Below are 16780 nucleotides of genomic sequence, written 5' to 3'. Positions count from 1 at the left end.
GCATCAGGCGACGAGAGCCGGTTCAGTCGAACTGCGGATCCTCGTCGCGGCTGCGCTTGAGTTCGAAGAAGTGCGGATACGACGCGAGTGCGACGGCGCCATCCCAGACGGTGCCCGCGGTCTCACCGCGCGGAGTCCGGGACAAGACCGGGCCGAAGAAGGCGACGCCGTTGACGTGGATGGTCGGCGTCCCGACGTCGTCACCGACCTTGTCCATGCCCTCGTGGTGGCTGGTGCGAATCCAGTCGTCGTACTCGGTGGAGTCCGCTGCCTTCGCGAGCTCGGGATCGAGGCCCAGTTCATCGAGCGTCTCGGCGATCACGACGTCGAAATCCTTGTTGCCCTGGTTGTGGATTCGGGTGCCCATGGCCGTGTAGATCGGCGCGAGGATGTCGTCGCCCTTCACCGCTACGGCCGCGGCTATGACGCGGACCGGCCGCCAGGCGTTCTTGAGCGCTTCGCGGTAGTCGTCGGGGATGTCGCGGCCCTCGTTGAGGACGGCGAGACTCATCAGGTGGAAGTTCACGTCGACGTCGCGCACCTTCTCCACCTCGAGAATCCACCGCGAGGTGATCCAGCACCACGGGCACAGTGGGTCGAACCAGAAATCAATACGATCCTTTTGCGACATCTGCACACATTCCCTTCGACATGGCCAACGCGTATCGGTCGTTCACACCCAACAGGTCGTTGAAGAACCATCAGGTCTTTGCACCAGCAGCACTTTCAACCAACGACCGTCCGCAACGATTCCACGCCGACGTTACGCGGCTAAGCTGGCGATTGTGACTGCCCCGAATCTGACCCGAGACCAGGCGCGAGAACGTGCCACCACCATCGACGTATCCCACTACGACGTAGAACTCGACCTCACCGACGGCAGCGGCAAGCCCGGAGAGAAGACTTTCCGCTCGACGAGCACCGTCACCTTCACCGCGACACCCGGCTCGCAGACCTTCATCGACCTCGTCGCGCCGACGCTCATCTCGGCCACGCTCAACGGAAAAGAACTCGACGTCAGCGGCTTCGACGAATCGGTGGGACTCACCCTCGCCGATCTCGCCGCGGACAACGAGCTCGTCGTCGTCGCCGACTGCGCCTACTCACACACCGGTGAGGGGCTGCACCGTTTCGTCGATCCCACCGACGATTCCGTCTATCTCTACTCGCAGTTCGAGACCGCCGACGCCAAGCGGATGTTCGCCTGCTTCGACCAGCCCGATCTCAAGGCGACCTACACGATCACCGTGACCGCGCCCGAGGACTGGAAGGTCATCTCCAACGCGCTGACCGAGTCGATCGACGGCGGAGTGCACCGCTTCGCCGAAACCCCGGTCATGAGCACGTACCTCGTCGCGTTGATCGCGGGGCCGTACGCGGAGTGGACAGACACCTACACCGACGACCACGGTTCGATCCCGCTGGGGATCTACTGCAGGGCGTCCCTCGCGGAGTTCATGGACTCCGAGCGTCTCTTCACCGAGACCAAGCAGGGATTCTCCTTCTACCACAAGAACTTCGGCATCCCCTACGCCTTCGGCAAGTACGACCAGCTCTTCGTGCCTGAGTTCAACGCAGGCGCAATGGAGAACGCGGGCGCCGTCACGTTCCTCGAGGATTACGTCTTCCGGTCGCGCGTGACCAACTACAACTACGAGCGACGCGCCGAGACCGTCCTGCACGAGATGGCGCACATGTGGTTCGGCGACCTGGTCACCATGAAGTGGTGGGACGACCTGTGGCTCAACGAATCCTTCGCCACGTTCGCATCGGTGCTGTGCCAGTCGGAGGCAACCGAGTACACCAGCGCGTGGACGACGTTCGCCAACGTCGAGAAGTCGTGGGCCTATCGCCAGGATCAGTTGCCCTCGACGCATCCCGTTGCCGCCGACATCCCTGACATCGCCGCCGTCGAGGTCAACTTCGACGGCATCACCTATGCCAAGGGCGCATCCGTGCTCAAGCAGCTCGTCGCCTATGTCGGAGTCGACGACTTCCTCGCGGGTCTGCGCGACTACTTCACCGCGCACAAGTTCGGCAATGCGACGTTCTCGGATCTGCTTGCCGCGCTGGAGAAGTCGTCGGGTCGCGACCTCTCCGACTGGGGCAGCCAGTGGCTCAAGACCACCGGCATCAACGTCATCCGGCCCGACTTCGAGGTCGACGACTCGGGCGCGTTCACCCGCTTCGCCATCATTCAGGACGGCGCAGCTCCCGGCGCAGGCGAGACACGCGTGCACCGCATGCGCGTAGGCATCTACGACGACAACGCATCCGGCGCTCTCGAACGCGTCCAGAGCGTCGAACTCGACGTCGAGGGCTCGGTCACCGAAGTCGCCGATCTCGTCGGCGTCCCGCGCGGAAAACTGATTCTGCTCAACGACGACGACCTCACGTACGCGTCGGTGCGCCTCGACCCCGAATCGCTCGAGACCGCCACCGCACGCATCGGCGACATCACCGACTCGATGCCACGCACGCTCGTGTGGTCGGCCGCCTGGGAGATGACCCGCCAGGCCGAGATGAAGGCGCGCGACTTCGTGGCGCTCGTCGAGCACGGCATCGCCGCGGAGACCGAAATCGGTGTGGTGCAGCGTGTTCTGCTGCAGGCGACCACCGCGATCGAGTCGTACGCCGACCCGGGGTGGGCCGCGACCGTCGGCTGGCCGGGTTTCAGCTCCCGACTCCTCGAACTCGCCCGCGCGGCAGAGTCGGGTTCCGACCATCAGCTTGCGTTCATCAACACCCTGCTCGCGGGACGACTGTTCGACCAACAGATCGCGGTGGTGCGGGCGCTCCTCGACGGCGACGACCCCGCCGACCACGGTCTCGCAGGTCTGACCATCGACACCGACCTGCGGTGGAAGCTGGTGCTCGCGCTGGCGACTGCGGGAGCCATCGACAGCGACCCCTCGAATACACCCGTCATCGACGCCGAGGCCAAGCGCGACAACACCTCTGCGGGTACACGGCAGGCCGCCACCGCGCGTGCCGCGCGTCCGCTTGCCGAGGCGAAGGCCGACGCGTGGTCGCAGGCGATCGACGACGACACGCTCTCGAACATCTACACGCGAGCCGTCGTGGCCGGGTTCGACCGTCCGGGCCAGTCGGAGTTGTTGTCGCAGTACGTCGACAAGTACTTCGCCGCGGTTCCGGAGGTCTGGAGCCGTCGATCGAGCGAGGTCGCGCAGACCGTCGTCAACGGCCTGTATCCGTCGTGGGAGATCACACCCGAGGCGCTGGCGAAGGCCGACGAGTTCCTCTCCAACGATCACCCGGCAGCACTCAAGCGGTTGATCATCGAGGGTCGCGCCGGTGTCGAGCGCTCGCTTCGCGCACGAGGTTTCGACGCCGAGTGACAGTTCATACCGAGTGACCGATCACCTCGTCCAGGTGTAGCGAATCTGGGGGCGGCCCGCCCCGCCGTACTCGGTGACCCTGCGCACCGTGCCGGCGTCGGCGAGCCGCTCCAGATACCGCCACGCGGTGACTCGCGAACTGCCCACTTGCGCAGCGACTTCCGATGCGGTCAGGCCGTCGGGCGCATCGCGGACCGCCCTGCCGACAGCGTCGGTGGTGTCGGGCGCCATGCCCTTGGGTGCGCCGCGCCGAGGATCGGCGGTGCGCAACGCGGCAAGCGCACGGTCAACGTCTCGCTGGCTGACCGCGTCGCCGTCGCCCGCGACAGTGTCGCGGTAGCGCAGGTAGTGCTCGATCTTCTCGGCGAAAGCCGCGTACGAGAACGGTTTGAGCAGATAGAGCAGCGCGCCGTGCGCCACTGCTCGTCGGACTGTGGGCAGGTCGCGTGCCGCCGTGATGGCGATGATGTCGGGATCGGGCCGCAGCCCGGACAGCGCTGACGCGAGGTCGATTCCGCTCGCGTCGGGCAGTCCGAGATCGAGCAGCACGAGTTCGACAGGCGCACCCGCCGCCACGGCCGCGGCCGCCGCACGGTGCGCGTCCTGCGCGGTGCCCGCCGTCGCGACCACTTCGAATCCGCCGATCCGGGCGAGGTAGTCGCGATGCGCTTGTACGAGCAGCGGCTCGTCGTCGACGATCATCACGCGTATCACCACGACTATTCTCCGCTCGGGATCTCGACAGTGACTACCGAACCGTACGTGTGCTCGGATCGCACGGTGCCGCGATGTCGGTTGACGATGTGACTCACCAGGGCAAGGCCAAGCCCTCTGCCCTGTGCATCGCCGCCGGGTTTCGTCGAATATCCTCTACTGCAAGCCCTTTGGAACTCGTCGTCGGTCATCCCCGGACCGCTGTCGGCAACGACGATCTGTAGTGATCCGTCGGTCGAGGCCACGGTGACCTCCACCCACGGGTCATGTGGATCGCAGGCATCCAACGCATTGTCGATCAGGTTTCCGACGATGGTGATCATCTCGTCGGTGGTCAGCGGGGAGGCATCGACCGAGTCGAGAGCCGACTCCTCCGTCAACGTCATGGAGATTCCTCGTTCTGCTGCCTGTGCCGACTTCCCGAGCAGCAGCGCGCTGAGGGTGGGATCGCTGATCGTGTCCGAGACGCGATCGACCAACCGTTGCGACAGAGCAAGATCCGCGGTCGCCAGGTCGGCGGCGCGTTCCGCGTGGCCGGTTTCGATGAGCGCGACCATGGTGTGCAGCCGATTGGCCGACTCATGCGCCTGCGACCGAGTGCCTCGGCGAAACGCGAGAGCGAATCCAATTCGCCTATGGCAGCCGATAATTCGGTTCGATCTCGGATCGTGACGACGGTCGATCCGGGCCGCGTCGACACCGGAGCTCGATTGACCACCAGCACCCGGCCCTGATCGACATACAGCACGTCGGTGAGAGGTTCTGTGCCGAGCAGGAATTCGGGCATGTCGTCGAGTTCACCGACGTCGCCGCCACTCTCGCCGGCCAACAACCGACGTGCCTCGTCATTGCACAGCGCGATCTCGCCGTCGTCGATCACCACAAGCCCCTCCTTGACCGAATGGAGCACCGCGTCGTGATGGTCGTACATGACGCGTAGTTCTCCCGGGGCCAGACCACCGGTGAGCCGCAACAGCCGCCGTCGGATGAGCCAGAGTCCGCCGAGAGCGGCGACGATGGCCACCAGCCCGATCGACGCGATCAACGGCAGTTGGTCCAGCCACTCGTCGGTGAGCGTGGACTGCGTGATCCCGACGGCAACCATCCCGACGATCACGCCCTGGTCGTTGCGCACAGGCGCGATCGAACGAATCGACGGCCCCAGCGTCCCGGTGTAGGTCTCGGTGTAGACCTCGCCCCGCAGCGCCTGGCTGGTCGAACCCAGATACCGCTGCCCGATGAGCGCAGGCCTTGTATGGGTGTAGCGCACACCGTTGGTGTTCATGATGGTGATGAACGAGAGGCCGGTGACCTAACGGATCTCCTCGGTGACCGGCTGCAGGCTCGCGGTCGGGTCGGGAGAAGCCAGCGCGCGGGCCGTCGAAGGGGCATCAGCGATGCTCACCGCTACGGAGGTGACCTGCTCACGCGCGGCACGCACTCCGTCGAGCCGGGCATCGAGCAGGGCGAGTGCCGCCGCAGCCACCACGATCACCACGACGACGGCCAGCTGCAACGCCACAGCCTGACCGGCGAGTGTCCGGGGACGCCACCGCAGCATGTCCGCACCATCCCTTCCGCGACCGCCCCTATGGCGACCGCCCCCTACGTCAATCGCCATCGAGTTCACCACGGTGATCGCCTGAACGAAATGAACTCAATGGTGACCCACATCACGGTTCTGACCAACAATCTTCCACAGCGGGTGCGCTTCGAAGACGTCGACCTGCATCACAGGAAGGACAGCACGATGAATCTGAGACGACGACACCCAGACGGCGCGTTGGCGACCGACGAGATCGCGACAACGCCGCCCAAGAAGCGTGACAAGACGCATTGGCTGTACGTGGCGGTCATCATTGCCGTTGTCGGAGGTGTGGCGGTCGGCCTCATCGCTCCCGGTGTCGGCAAAGACCTCGGGGTACTCGGCACCATGTTCGTCAGCCTCATCAAAATGATGATCGCGCCGGTCATCTTCTGCACCATCGTGCTGGGCATCGGTTCGGTCCGAAAGGCCGCGACCGTCGGCAAGGTCGGCGGACTCGCCTTCGTCTACTTCCTCGTGATGTCGACCATCGCACTCGCGATAGGACTCGTCGTCGGAAATCTGATCAAGCCCGGCGACGGCCTCAACATCACGGCGACCGCGGACAAGGGTTCGGCATTGGCCGAGAAGGCCCACGAATCCGGCGGACTGATGGCGTTCGTCGAGGGGATCATCCCCGATTCGCTCCTCTCTGCGCTCACCTCGGGCAACGTCTTGCAGGCGCTGTTCGTCGCGCTTCTCGTCGGCTTCGCCCTGCAGGCCATGGGTTCGAGCGGGGAGCCGATCCTCGCCGCCGTCGCCTACATCCAGAAGCTCGTGTTCAAGATCCTCAGCATGATCCTGTGGCTCGCCCCGATCGGCGCGTTCGGCGCGATCGCCAACGTCGTCGGGCAGACCGGCTGGGCCGCGGTCGGGCAGCTGTTGATCCTGATGATCGCCTTCTACCTGACGTGCCTGGTGTTCGTGTTCGGCGTCCTCGGCGTGATCCTGCGGTCGGTCGCAGGCGTGTCCATCTTCCGACTCGTCCGCTACCTGGCCCGCGAGTACCTGCTGATCTTCGCCACCTCGTCCTCCGAGTCGGCGCTACCCCGCCTGATCGCCAAGATGGAACACCTCGGCGTCGAGAAGTCAACGGTCGGCGTCGTCGTTCCGACCGGCTACTCGTTCAACCTCGACGGCACAGCGATCTACCTGACGATGGCGTCGATCTTCATCGCAGATGCAATGGGTGCACCGCTGTCGATCGGAGCGCAGATCAGCCTGCTGGTCTTCATGATCATCGCGTCGAAGGGCGCCGCAGGCGTCAGCGGCGCCGGGCTGGCAACTCTGGCCGGCGGCCTGCAGGCCCACCAGCCGGCCATGCTGAACGGAGTCGGACTGATCGTGGGCATCGACCGCTTCATGTCCGAGGCTCGCGCCGTCACCAACTTCTCGGGCAACGCGGTCGCGACAATCCTCGTCGGATCGTGGACGGGGACCATCGACAAGAATCGGGTCGACGACGTCCTCTCCGGCCGCGCACCGTTCGACGAGAACGACATGGTCGACGACCATCTGGGAAGCTCCCCCACACGACCCGATGCGAAGAATGAAGACTCGACCACCGCCGCGCCGGCTGAGAAGGTGTCGACAGAGAAGGCACCGGTCACCAGAGACCTGGTCGCACAGTAGGCACCGACACAGCAGCGACAACACAAGAGAATGGCCCGGTGGTTGCTCCCGGGCCATTCTCTTTGGTCTTGTCCAGCTGCCGAAGTTCTTCGGTGTCGCAGCTTCAGATGGGTGCTGCTGCCGTCGCCATCACGTGCAGCGCGGAGACGAGTCCGTCGATGAGCTCGTTCTGACGGAAGCTGCCGATGGCGGCGGTCACGCCAAGATCGGCGACGCGATCATTGATGCGGTCGGCAACCTCGCTGCCCGACACCACCACGACGTCATGCGTGTTGGGCGACACCGCGAGCAGTGTGCCGTATGCGGGCTCGGGAGCTGCCTTGAGCAGCACGTTGCGCGCATCGGCGACCGGATCGGTTCCGAGTTCTCCGATGTAGACGGAGAAGCGGACCAGCGCCTTTTCGGTCGCGGCGTGGATCGCGTCGTCGAGTGCGATCAGTTCGTCGCGGGAGAAGGGAGGGGTCGTCGCGGTCTGACCGGGAAAGCGGGTGGACGAGACGCGCCCGCTGTTCGTGATGACCGTGCCGACGGGCAGCGCGGAGGCCGCGACGACCTCATGCGATGCTTCGGAACCTGTCGTCTGCGAAATCTCACCACTTGGCACTGGCCGAGCCTCCATCCACATCATTCGGTTCCGCGTGACGCGGCAACGCAATCGATTCGATCTCCGTTGCGGAGAAGAGCAGCGGTCCGCGGTCCCACTTCTGGTCGAGCGTGTATTCCTGCTGCTTGGGATACTTGACGCCATTCGAGAATGCCATCGAGACCACGCACGCCAGGGCGAAGATAACCACCAGGACCGTGACAGGCACTCCGATATAGGCGATCCAGTTGTCCATGAGACCCTTCCGATCGGTAAACCCTCTTGCCGCACGGCCGGTGAGCGCGCGATGACACGTTCACGCCGCACAGGTCGTGTGATCAATTTAGCCCACACCACAGCCGTTCGGGCACCGACCCCTACGGTCTGTCGTAGACGCGTCCGGAGCGCTGTCGCGGGCGCCTTCTCGCGGCAATGTTGAGACCACAGCGCACGGTGGGGACAATAGGTCGGGTGAGCGGCAACATCCCTGCCGGCGGCCAGCCGGCGAACACCCAGGTCCATCGTTCGTTCTACGACGAGGTCGGTGGCCACGAGACCTTCGAGAAGCTGACCAGCGTCTTCTATCGAGAGGTCGCCGCCGACGAGATCCTCCGGCCGATGTACCCCGAAGAAGACCTCGGACCTGCCGAGCGTCGACTCCGCATGTTCCTCGAGCAGTACTGGGGAGGCCCGCGAACCTACTCCGAGGAACGAGGCCACCCCCGACTGCGCATGCGCCATCAGCCGTTCACCATCGGCCCGATCGAGCGCGACGCCTGGCTGCGCTGCATGCACACCGCCATCGCATCGATCGACGACGACACCCTCGACCCGCCCCACCGCCAGGCGCTCGTCGACTACATGGAGATGGCCGCACAGTCGATGGTCAATTCACCCTTCTGATCTGGTCAGCGTCAATCCGACAGATCGGACACGACGCGCCGATGTCACCTGGTCTTCTACGGGAAAACACAGGTAGGGCAGAATTGTCGCGGTGAGCGACGAGACACCCGACGACCTCAACGACGACGCACTCGGCGCCGACGACCAGGACGTCATCGAGGCTGACGGCGTCATTGAGACCGACAGGGTCCTTGAGGCAGAAGGAGTCGCAGCGGTAGCGACCCAGCTCGACCCTGCCGACGACACCTGGTGGCGTTCGGCGATCTTCTACCAGATCTATCCGCGGTCGTTCTCCGATCTCGACGGCGACGGCGTCGGCGACCTCGCCGGTGTCATCGACAAGCTCGGCTACCTCGAACTGCTCGGCATCGACGCGCTGTGGTTGAGCCCGATCATGCGCTCCCCCATGGCCGACCACGGTTACGACGTCTCGGACCCGCGCGATATCGATCCGCTCTTCGGCGATCTGGCGACGTTCGACGAACTGATCGTCGAGGCGCACGACCGCGAGATCCGCGTGACCATGGACCTCGTCCCCAACCACACCAGCGACCAGCACCAATGGTTCATCGACGCACTGGCGGCCGGACCGGGCAGTCCCGAACGTGCGCGGTACATCTTCCGTGACGGGCGGGGCGAGAACGGCGACGAGCCGCCGAACAACTGGGTCAGCATCTTCGGCGGACCCGCGTGGGACCGTGTCACCGAGCCCGACGGCACGCCCGGGCAGTGGTACCTCCACATCTTCGCGCGCGAGCAGCCCGACTTGAACTGGGAGAACCCCGAGGTCTTCGACGACCTCGAGAAGACACTGCGCTTCTGGCTCGACCGCGGGGTCGACGGCTTCCGCATCGACGTCGCACACGGCATGGCCAAACCCGCCGACCTTCCCGACATGGACGTCGAGGCCGCGGGACTCCTGGTCAACCGAGACGACGACCCGAGGTTCAACAACTACGCGGTCCACGACATCCACCGAAAGATCCGCGCGGTCATCGACGACTACCCCGGCGCTGCGAACGTCGGCGAGATCTGGGTCGACGACAACGAGCGATTCGCGGAGTACCTGCGCCCGGACGAACTGCATCTGGGTTTCAACTTCAGACTCGCCAAGGCACCTTTCGACGCAGCCGCCATCCGAGATGCGATCGAGAACTCCCTCGACGCCGTGCACAGCGTCGGCGGAACACCGACCTGGACGCTGTCGAATCACGACGTCGACCGAGAGGTGACCCGCTACGGTCTGGCCGGTGCGATCCCCGACAGCGAGACTGCCGACGGCGAAACACCGGACAGCGACACTTCTGACAGCGAGACACCAGAAGCCGAGACACCCGAAGCCGAGACACCGGAAGCCGAGCCGGCGCCCCATGCCGACATCGAGCTGGGCACTGCGCGGGCACGGGCGATGGCGCTCGTCGAGTTCGCGCTTCCCGGTTCGATATTCATCTACAACGGCGCAGAACTCGGCCTCCCCAACGCCGACCTGCCCGACGACGCGCTGCAGGACCCGGTCTGGGAACGCTCCGAACACACCGAACGCGGGCGGGACGCATCACGGGTACCGCTGCCGTGGGAGGGCTCCGAGCCGCCGTTCGGTTTCTCGACGAATCCGCAGACGTGGCTTCCGATTCCAGAGTCGTGGGCGGAGTTCACCGTCGAAGCCGAGCTCGAGGACATGAACTCGACGCTGTCGCTGTACCGCACGGCCATCGAATTGCGTTATGAGCGTGAAGAATTCGCAGGCGATGACATCGAGTGGTACGGCGCCCCGACGGGGTGCCTGGCATTCCGACGCTCCGAGGGACACCTGGTGTGCGCGCTGAACACCACCAGCGAACCGGTCGGGCTACCGCCGGGAGAACTCATCCTCACGAGCGCACCCCTCGTCGACGGCATGCTGGCACCCAACGCCGCCGCATGGCTCGTCTGAGAACAGCTCAGACAACCGTGACATCGAGGTCGCGGTGCCTGCGCTGGTACACCGAACCGTAGCGCGCGTCGATCCGAATCCACGCTGCCGAAATGCGCACGCGCACAGGTTCGGTGGCGCCGATGGCGTCGATCGGTGATGTCTCGGTGACCTCGTGGCCGTCGGCGTCGCGCACGAAACCCATTGCGGTGAGCGCGAACAACGAGCGCAGCGAGACCGTGGCATTCAGTGCCCCGTCGGCCGACGAGACGTCGAGTACGCCTTGATCAAGCAGGCCCGTCGCAGGCCCGAAGTTGCTGCCCTCTTCGCGTGCGAGGCGTGCTCCCTCGCGCGTCAACTCGACAACGGTCCGCGCTGGGACGTCGTCGAGATGCCGGTAGCCGCTGCGCAGCGGTAGCGCACCACGCCACGCGGAGTCGAGTGACATCCCCGGCTCCACCGGCACACCCGCCGTACCGTCGCTCAACCGGCCCCGCAGTGTGTCCGCGTCGACGACGATGTCCGACGGCGCAGCACTGCCGAAGATCGACCGGGTGACCAGGACGTCGAACCCGGTATGTGCCCAGAACGCGAGTAGCCCGTCAGACCGTTGCACCACTCTGATCACCGCGGCCTCGTCGAGTCGCATGGCGCGCGTCAGGAAGGCCAGTGCGTCCCTGCGGTCGTCGGGGCCGGCAGCGACGACGAACCGCTCGGGTAACGCGGTCACGCGCTGTCGTCCGAGGTGCGGCGAAAACTCTCCAGGTACTCACGCTCGTCCGGGGTCAGTCGCCGCAGCCGCTGTGCGTCGACGTCGAATGCGACGAGTTGGGTGGTCGCGGTGACGGCGGGTTTGTCGGTCGGCGACGCGGCGTCTGGACGCACCTCGTATCCGACGACGAAGTCGACGGCGCGCACCTTCTCGACGAACATGGTCACGACGATCGGCCCCTCGTCGTGGCGCACCTGTTGGCGATACTTGACGTGCAGGTCCGCGACGACACAGCCGCGACGCAGGTCGGCTGTGGGTCGCCCGTCGTAGAAGAGCCAGGGAATCCGAGCCTCTTCGATGAGTGTCACCATGCGCGCGTGGTTGATGTGCGCGAACACATCCATGTCCGACCAGCGGACGGGAACCTTGACCACGTAACCGGCGTCGGTCCTGACTCCCTCGTCCTCGTAGAGCACGACTGTCCTTTCGTTCGCGACACCTCCCCGTGAGAGGGCCGATCGTCGTCAACTGACGAGGTTCGTCACCTGATGAGGCTGCGCAACTGCCGCGCCGCAACCGACAGCGTCGCGAGGTCGAGTTCTGGACCCTGCTCGATATCGGCGAGCATCGAGCGCACCCGAGACAGCCGCGACGAGTGCGACGACTCCCACTCGGAGATCTTCTCGGCCGCGCTCTCGTCGGGTTCGCTGCTCTGCAGGATCGTGAGCGTGAGGGCACGCAGCGCGCCGTGCATGTCGTCGCGAAGAGCCAAGCGCGCCAACGCATGCCAGCGGTCACCGTACTCGAGCGTCGAGACCGCGGTGAGCAGTTCCTCGAGTCCGAAATGCTCCATGATCGCGAAGTACAGCTCGCCGACCTCGACGGGATCGCGGTCGGCGATCTCGGCGGCGTCGACGATGTCGAGTAGGCAGAACCGATGAAGACTGATCGCGACGTCGTGGGCGAGGTCGGTCTCGACACCGAGCTCGCGGTAGTGCTCGACGCGCCGCTCGACGTCGGCGGCCGACTGCGCGCCGAACCAACTGTCGATCAGTGCGGTCAGTTCAGCCACCTGCTCGGCGTAGCGGGTGATCTCCGCCGCCATCGCGAGCGGTTGCGGGCGAAACGCCAGCAGCCATCTCGACGCCCGGAACAGCAGTCGCCGCTCGTAGAGCATCATCTCGTCGATGGCTTCCACCGGAGCGTCGGCATGCAGGATGCGCGCGAAGAGATCCGAGAGTCCGAAGACCCGGTCGGCAACCACGTACGCCCGCACGGCCTCCTCGGTCGTCGAGCCCGTCGATTCTCCGAGCCGGAACAGGTGCGTGATGCCCGCCCTGTCGACGACTTCGTTGACGAGGACGGTGGTGACGATCTCGCGATGCAGTCGGTGCGCACGGATGCCGTCTGCGAAACGTTCGCGCAGCGGAAGCGGGAAGTACTCGGCGAGCAGACCCTCGAACACATCGTTCTCGGGCAGGTCACCCCCCAGGAGGTCGTCCTTGGCGATCAACTTCACGTGCGACATCAGCGTCGCGAGTTCGGGCGAGGTGAGCCCGCGGTGCACATCCGAATGCAGCCGCTTGATCAACTGCTGCGGTGTCGGCAGCGCCTCAAGAGCCAAATCGACGCCGCGCGAGGCGATCTCGTGGAGCAGGCGGGCATGCACATCGACGCGCTCGAGCGAGTACGCGCGACAGAAACCGAGCTCGGAGTTCTGCGACACGTTGTCGGCCAACACCAGATCGGCGACCTCGTCGGTCATCGACTCCAGCAGCGGATCACGGTCGGCAGCCACGAGTTGGCCGGTTGAGACCGCGGAGTCGAGCAGGATCTTGATGTTGACCTCGTGGTCGGAACAATCGACGCCCGCCGAGTTGTCCATCGCATCGGTGTTGATGCGCCCGCCAGCGAGGTCGAACTCGATCCGACCGCGTTCGGTCACGCCGAGGTTGCCGCCTTCGCCGACGACCTTGGCGCGCAACTGATCTCCGTCGACACGGATCGCATCGTTGGCCTTGTCCCCCACCTGCGCGTCGGATTCGGATGACGACTTGATGTAGGTGCCGATGCCGCCGTTCCACAGCAGGTCCACTGGCGCCAGCAGGATCGCGTGAATCAGTTCCGGAGGCGACAACGCGTCGACACCAACGTCGAGCCCGAGTGCCGTGCGCATCTGTTCACTGATCGGAATCGACTTGGTCTCTCGCGACCAGACCCCGCCACCCTCGCTGATGAGCGAGGTGTCGTAATCGGCCCACGACGAGCGCGGCAACGAGAAGAGCCGTGCGCGTTCGGTATACGACGACGAGGCGTCCGGATTCGGATCGACGAACACGTGCCGGTGGTCGAACGCCGCGACGAGACGGATGTGCTGCGACAACAGCATGCCGTTGCCGAACACGTCGCCGCTCATGTCGCCGATACCGGCGACGGTGAAGTCCTGCGACTGGGTATCGACGCCCATCTCACGGAAGTGACGCTTGACCGATTCCCATGCGCCTCGCGCGGTGATGCCCATCGCCTTGTGGTCGTAGCCCGCCGAACCACCCGAGGCAAAAGCATCCCCGAGCCAGAAATCATACTGCGCTGCAACATCATTGGCGATATCGGAGAACGACGCCGTGCCCTTGTCCGCAGCGACGACGAGATACGTGTCGTCACCGTCTCGACGCACCACCGACCTCGCGGGGATGACCGCACCGGTGTGCTGGTCGAGGTTGTCTGTGACGTCGAGCAGGCCGGAGATGAAATCTCGATACTGCGCAATACCTTCGGCGCGCGTGGCGTCACGGTCCGCGGCGGCGTCACCGGTCGGTGCGGGCGGCCGCTTGACGACGAATCCGCCCTTGGCGCCGACGGGCACGATCACCGCGTTCTTGACGGCCTGCGCCTTGACCAGACCCAGGATCTCGGTGCGGAAATCCTCGCGTCGATCCGACCAGCGCAGTCCGCCGCGGGCAACGGCACCGAAACGCAGGTGCACCCCTTCGACGCGCGGCGAGTACACGAAGATCTCGTGCAGTGGCCGCGGCTCGGGCGTTTGCGGAATCTCCCTGGGCCGCAACTTGAACGACATCACCGGTCGGTCGGCGTCGTCGTCGCGGACGTAGAAGTTGGTGCGCGACGTCGCCCCGATGACGGCCGAGAACGCCGAGACGATGCGGTCGGCTTCGAGTCCGAGGACCTTGCCGATGTCGTCGCTGAGCGCAGCTGCCGCACGGTCGCGCTGCTGTTCGTCGGCGTGGTCGGGGTCGAACGACGCCTCGAACAGCTCGACCAGTCCCCGCGTGACATCGCGGTACTCGCCGAGGGTGTGCGCAACCAGGGTGTTGCTGTACGAGAAGCCGCACTGGCGCAGGTACCGACCGTACGCACGAAGCATCGCCGCGGAACGCCAGTCGAGGCCGCACCTGATGATCAGCTCGTTGTAGGCGTCGACCTCTGCGCGTTGCCGCCAGATCTGCACGAAGGCATCGGTGAACCGCCCGTCGAGGTCGTCGGCGGAGTCGAGATCCACCGACATCCCGTCGGCCAACGCGACACTGAATTCGTAGACGTGGCAGACCTGCCCGTCAGGCCGCACGAGGCGGTACGGATGCTCGTCGACGACGTCGAGGCCGAGGCTGTGGAGCACCGGCAGCACGTCGGTCAAGGTGGCTGCGCCGCCGCACAAATACAGCGTGAACTTCCACAGCGCCCCGGGCTCGCTGCCGGTCTGCGCCAGCGCCACGGCGATGTCGCCGGCGTCGAGATCGGCGACACGGATGAGGTCGGCGAGTGCGTCCGACGGCTCGCGCTGGTCCTTGTAATCCTCGGGCAGCGCAGGAAGCAACCGAAACAGGGCGTCGACGCCGCCGACGGGAAGCCTGGCCGACGCCGCGTCGAGTCCGCCCGCCGCTTCGCGGAACCGCTCGTCCCACGTCCGGATTGACTGTGCCAGTTCGTGTTGGATGGCGCTCTGTTCGGGCGTCCCGATGTCGAAGGTGCCGCGTCGCGCGGCGTCGGATTCGTCGACGCGGACCATCACCTGTAGTTGCGCGAGGGGCATCTCGCTGACACGTGCCGAGTACTCGAGCGCAGTGCCATGCAATTGTTCTGAGACGACGTTCTGCAGCGCCAGGCGGTTCTGCGTGTTGTACCTGTCGCGAGGTAGATAGATGAGCGCGGTGGCGGTACTGCCCTGCGGGTTCACGCGGACGAACGCGCGCAGGGTTCGGGTGGCGACGGCGTCGAACATCTCGCCGATCCGACGGCTCAACTCGGCATCCGACGACGCGAACATCTCCACCAGCGGGTAGTTCTGCAGCAGTTCGATCATCGACTGACCGGCAAACGAATCCTCGTCGACGCCGGCGCGGCGGATCACCTCGTGCACTTTGCCGCGCAGCACGGGGACGTCGAGGATCGTCTGGTGCAGGCCGGACGAGGTGAAGGTGCCGAGGAATCGGTGTTCTCCCACATGCGTTCCGGCGGCGTCGAACTCGGGAATCTGGATCAGGATCGGATAGTTCGACCGCTGCACGCCGGTTTCGAGATAGACCCGCGAGACACGCGGCAATAGCGGCGGCTGCGTGAGCACCCCGAAGTCGCGCGCCTGGGTGAGGTCGAGGAGTGAGTCGCCCCGCCACAGACCCCGGCCGTCGGAGACCGCGCCGTCGATGCCCACCCTGCGGTAGCCGAGTGGCACGAAGTGGTTGCCCGCGAACCAGTCGAGAAGGCGTGAATACTCGTACCGGTCGACGGCGGCTATGCCCGATTGCGCGGTGGTCGGGGCGACGGCGCAGTCGGCACCGCAGGTCGACAGGCGGCCGCGCATATCCACCGCGTCGCGGTCCACGTCGGCCACACGGGCGATGACGTCGACGAGTTCGGTACGCAAGGCCTCGGTGTCGACCTCACCCTTCGCCGACATCGCGACCACGTAGATCCACGACTCCGTTGAGCGGTCTGGTCCGGCGCCGATGTCGCTGAGCGTGCCTGCCTCGTCGCGCGCCACCGCCATCACCGGATGGTCGATGCGGCTGACGGTCAGTCCGTGCGCCTCGACGACGGTCAGCACCGCTTCGACCAGCAGTGGCATGTCGTCGTTGACGACGACGATCTCGGTTCCCGACGGTCCCGAGCTCACGTCGACCAGGCACTGCCCCGCTGATCGCGTCGACGCCAACCCGACGTGTCGACGAACGCGGTTCAGATCGGCATCGTCGATCGCGTCGAGGTCGGTCGCGTCGGTGAGACCACCGCCCGAACCCGTCGTCGGGTGGTGCGCGTCGCCCGGAGGGTTGCTCGCGTTGAGATAGCAGCTGACCGCCGCAGGCAACAGAGCACTCTCTTGAGACAACGCACTCACCTTCACTTCAAGGAGATTGGGAGATGA

Annotated in this window: 11 protein-coding genes and 1 pseudogene; 4 read left to right on the top strand and 8 right to left on the bottom strand. The window is 65.4% G+C overall.

Annotation, left to right across the window (positions count from 1 at the left end; translation table 11 throughout):
• Positions 1 to 22 precede the first annotated feature (22 nt).
• Positions 23 to 631 (bottom strand): mycothiol-dependent nitroreductase Rv2466c family protein, encoded by a 609-nt coding sequence (locus tag A5785_RS05100; RefSeq protein ID WP_064864773.1) that lies wholly within the window; start codon positions 629 to 631, stop codon positions 23 to 25.
• 154 nt (positions 632 to 785) lie between these two features.
• On the opposite strand from A5785_RS05100, the gene pepN reads away from it, so the two are divergent.
• Positions 786 to 3359 (top strand): aminopeptidase N, encoded by a 2574-nt coding sequence (gene pepN / locus A5785_RS05095; RefSeq protein WP_064864770.1) that lies wholly within the window; start codon positions 786 to 788, stop codon positions 3357 to 3359.
• A gap of 21 nt (positions 3360 to 3380) precedes the next feature.
• On the opposite strand, the gene A5785_RS05090 is transcribed toward pepN, so the two are convergent.
• Positions 3381 to 4073 (bottom strand): response regulator, encoded by a 693-nt coding sequence (locus A5785_RS05090; protein WP_039856545.1) that lies wholly within the window; start codon positions 4071 to 4073, stop codon positions 3381 to 3383.
• A gap of 5 nt (positions 4074 to 4078) precedes the next feature.
• Positions 4079 to 5634, bottom strand: a pseudogene (locus A5785_RS05085) (sensor histidine kinase).
• Positions 5635 to 5823: 189 nt separating this feature from the next.
• On the opposite strand from A5785_RS05085, the gene A5785_RS05080 reads away from it, so the two are divergent.
• A complete protein-coding gene (locus tag A5785_RS05080; protein ID WP_039856546.1) occupies positions 5824 to 7290 on the top strand; it encodes a cation:dicarboxylate symporter family transporter in 1467 nt (488 codons plus the stop codon).
• Positions 7291 to 7393: 103 nt separating this feature from the next.
• Here A5785_RS05080 and A5785_RS05075 read toward each other — a convergent pair whose 3' ends face one another.
• Positions 7394 to 7894 carry a DUF5130 family protein gene (locus A5785_RS05075; RefSeq protein WP_005207759.1) on the bottom strand — a complete coding sequence of 167 codons (501 nt, stop codon included), beginning with the start codon at positions 7892 to 7894 and terminating at the stop codon, positions 7394 to 7396.
• Positions 7881 to 8129 carry an aa3-type cytochrome oxidase subunit CtaJ gene (gene ctaJ, locus A5785_RS05070; protein ID WP_005207760.1) on the bottom strand — a complete coding sequence of 83 codons (249 nt, stop codon included), beginning with the start codon at positions 8127 to 8129 and terminating at the stop codon, positions 7881 to 7883. The genes A5785_RS05075 and ctaJ overlap by 14 nt, the downstream gene beginning before the upstream one ends.
• A 206-nt stretch (positions 8130 to 8335) precedes the next feature.
• On the opposite strand from ctaJ, the gene A5785_RS05065 reads away from it, so the two are divergent.
• Positions 8336 to 8776, top strand: a complete 441-nt coding sequence (locus A5785_RS05065) for a globin (RefSeq protein WP_049697035.1) — start codon at positions 8336 to 8338, stop codon at positions 8774 to 8776.
• A gap of 82 nt (positions 8777 to 8858) precedes the next feature.
• Positions 8859 to 10709, top strand: coding sequence for a glycoside hydrolase family 13 protein (locus tag A5785_RS05060; RefSeq protein ID WP_039856532.1), 1851 nt, complete (start codon positions 8859 to 8861; stop codon positions 10707 to 10709).
• A 7-nt stretch (positions 10710 to 10716) separates the two neighbouring features.
• On the opposite strand, the gene A5785_RS05055 is transcribed toward A5785_RS05060, so the two are convergent.
• The 3 genes from A5785_RS05055 to A5785_RS05045 all read right to left on the bottom strand — a co-directional run bounded on the left by A5785_RS05055 (position 10717) and on the right by A5785_RS05045 (position 16753).
• Positions 10717 to 11418, bottom strand: coding sequence for a hypothetical protein (locus A5785_RS05055; protein ID WP_064864767.1), 702 nt, complete (start codon positions 11416 to 11418; stop codon positions 10717 to 10719).
• The gene (locus tag A5785_RS05050; RefSeq protein ID WP_005207764.1) at positions 11415 to 11876 is read right to left on the bottom strand and encodes an acyl-CoA thioesterase; all 462 of its coding nucleotides are present in this window, start codon (positions 11874 to 11876) and stop codon (positions 11415 to 11417) included. Before A5785_RS05050 ends, A5785_RS05055 begins: the two co-directional genes overlap by 4 nt.
• A gap of 65 nt (positions 11877 to 11941) precedes the next feature.
• Positions 11942 to 16753, bottom strand: a complete 4812-nt coding sequence (locus A5785_RS05045; RefSeq protein WP_039856547.1) for an NAD-glutamate dehydrogenase — start codon at positions 16751 to 16753, stop codon at positions 11942 to 11944.
• Positions 16754 to 16780: the final 27 nt, after the last annotated feature.

It is taken from the genome of Gordonia sp. 852002-50395_SCH5434458 (assembly GCF_001665905.1).
Classification (GTDB): Bacteria; Actinomycetota; Actinomycetes; order Mycobacteriales; family Mycobacteriaceae; genus Gordonia; species Gordonia jacobaea.
The sequence above is the reverse complement of the archived record's forward strand: the minus strand, read 5'-3'. Positions and strand labels throughout refer to the sequence as shown.

What these genes read in the sequence shown, in the direction of transcription:
- A5785_RS05080 (WP_039856546.1), top strand. Translation starts at nt 5,824, where the DNA reads ATGAATCTGAGACGACGACACCCAGACGGCGCGTTGGCGACCGACGAG.
- ctaJ (WP_005207760.1), bottom strand. Translation starts at nt 8,129, where the DNA reads ATGGACAACTGGATCGCCTATATCGGAGTGCCTGTCACGGTCCTGGTG.
- A5785_RS05100 (WP_064864773.1), bottom strand. Translation starts at nt 631, where the DNA reads ATGTCGCAAAAGGATCGTATTGATTTCTGGTTCGACCCACTGTGCCCG.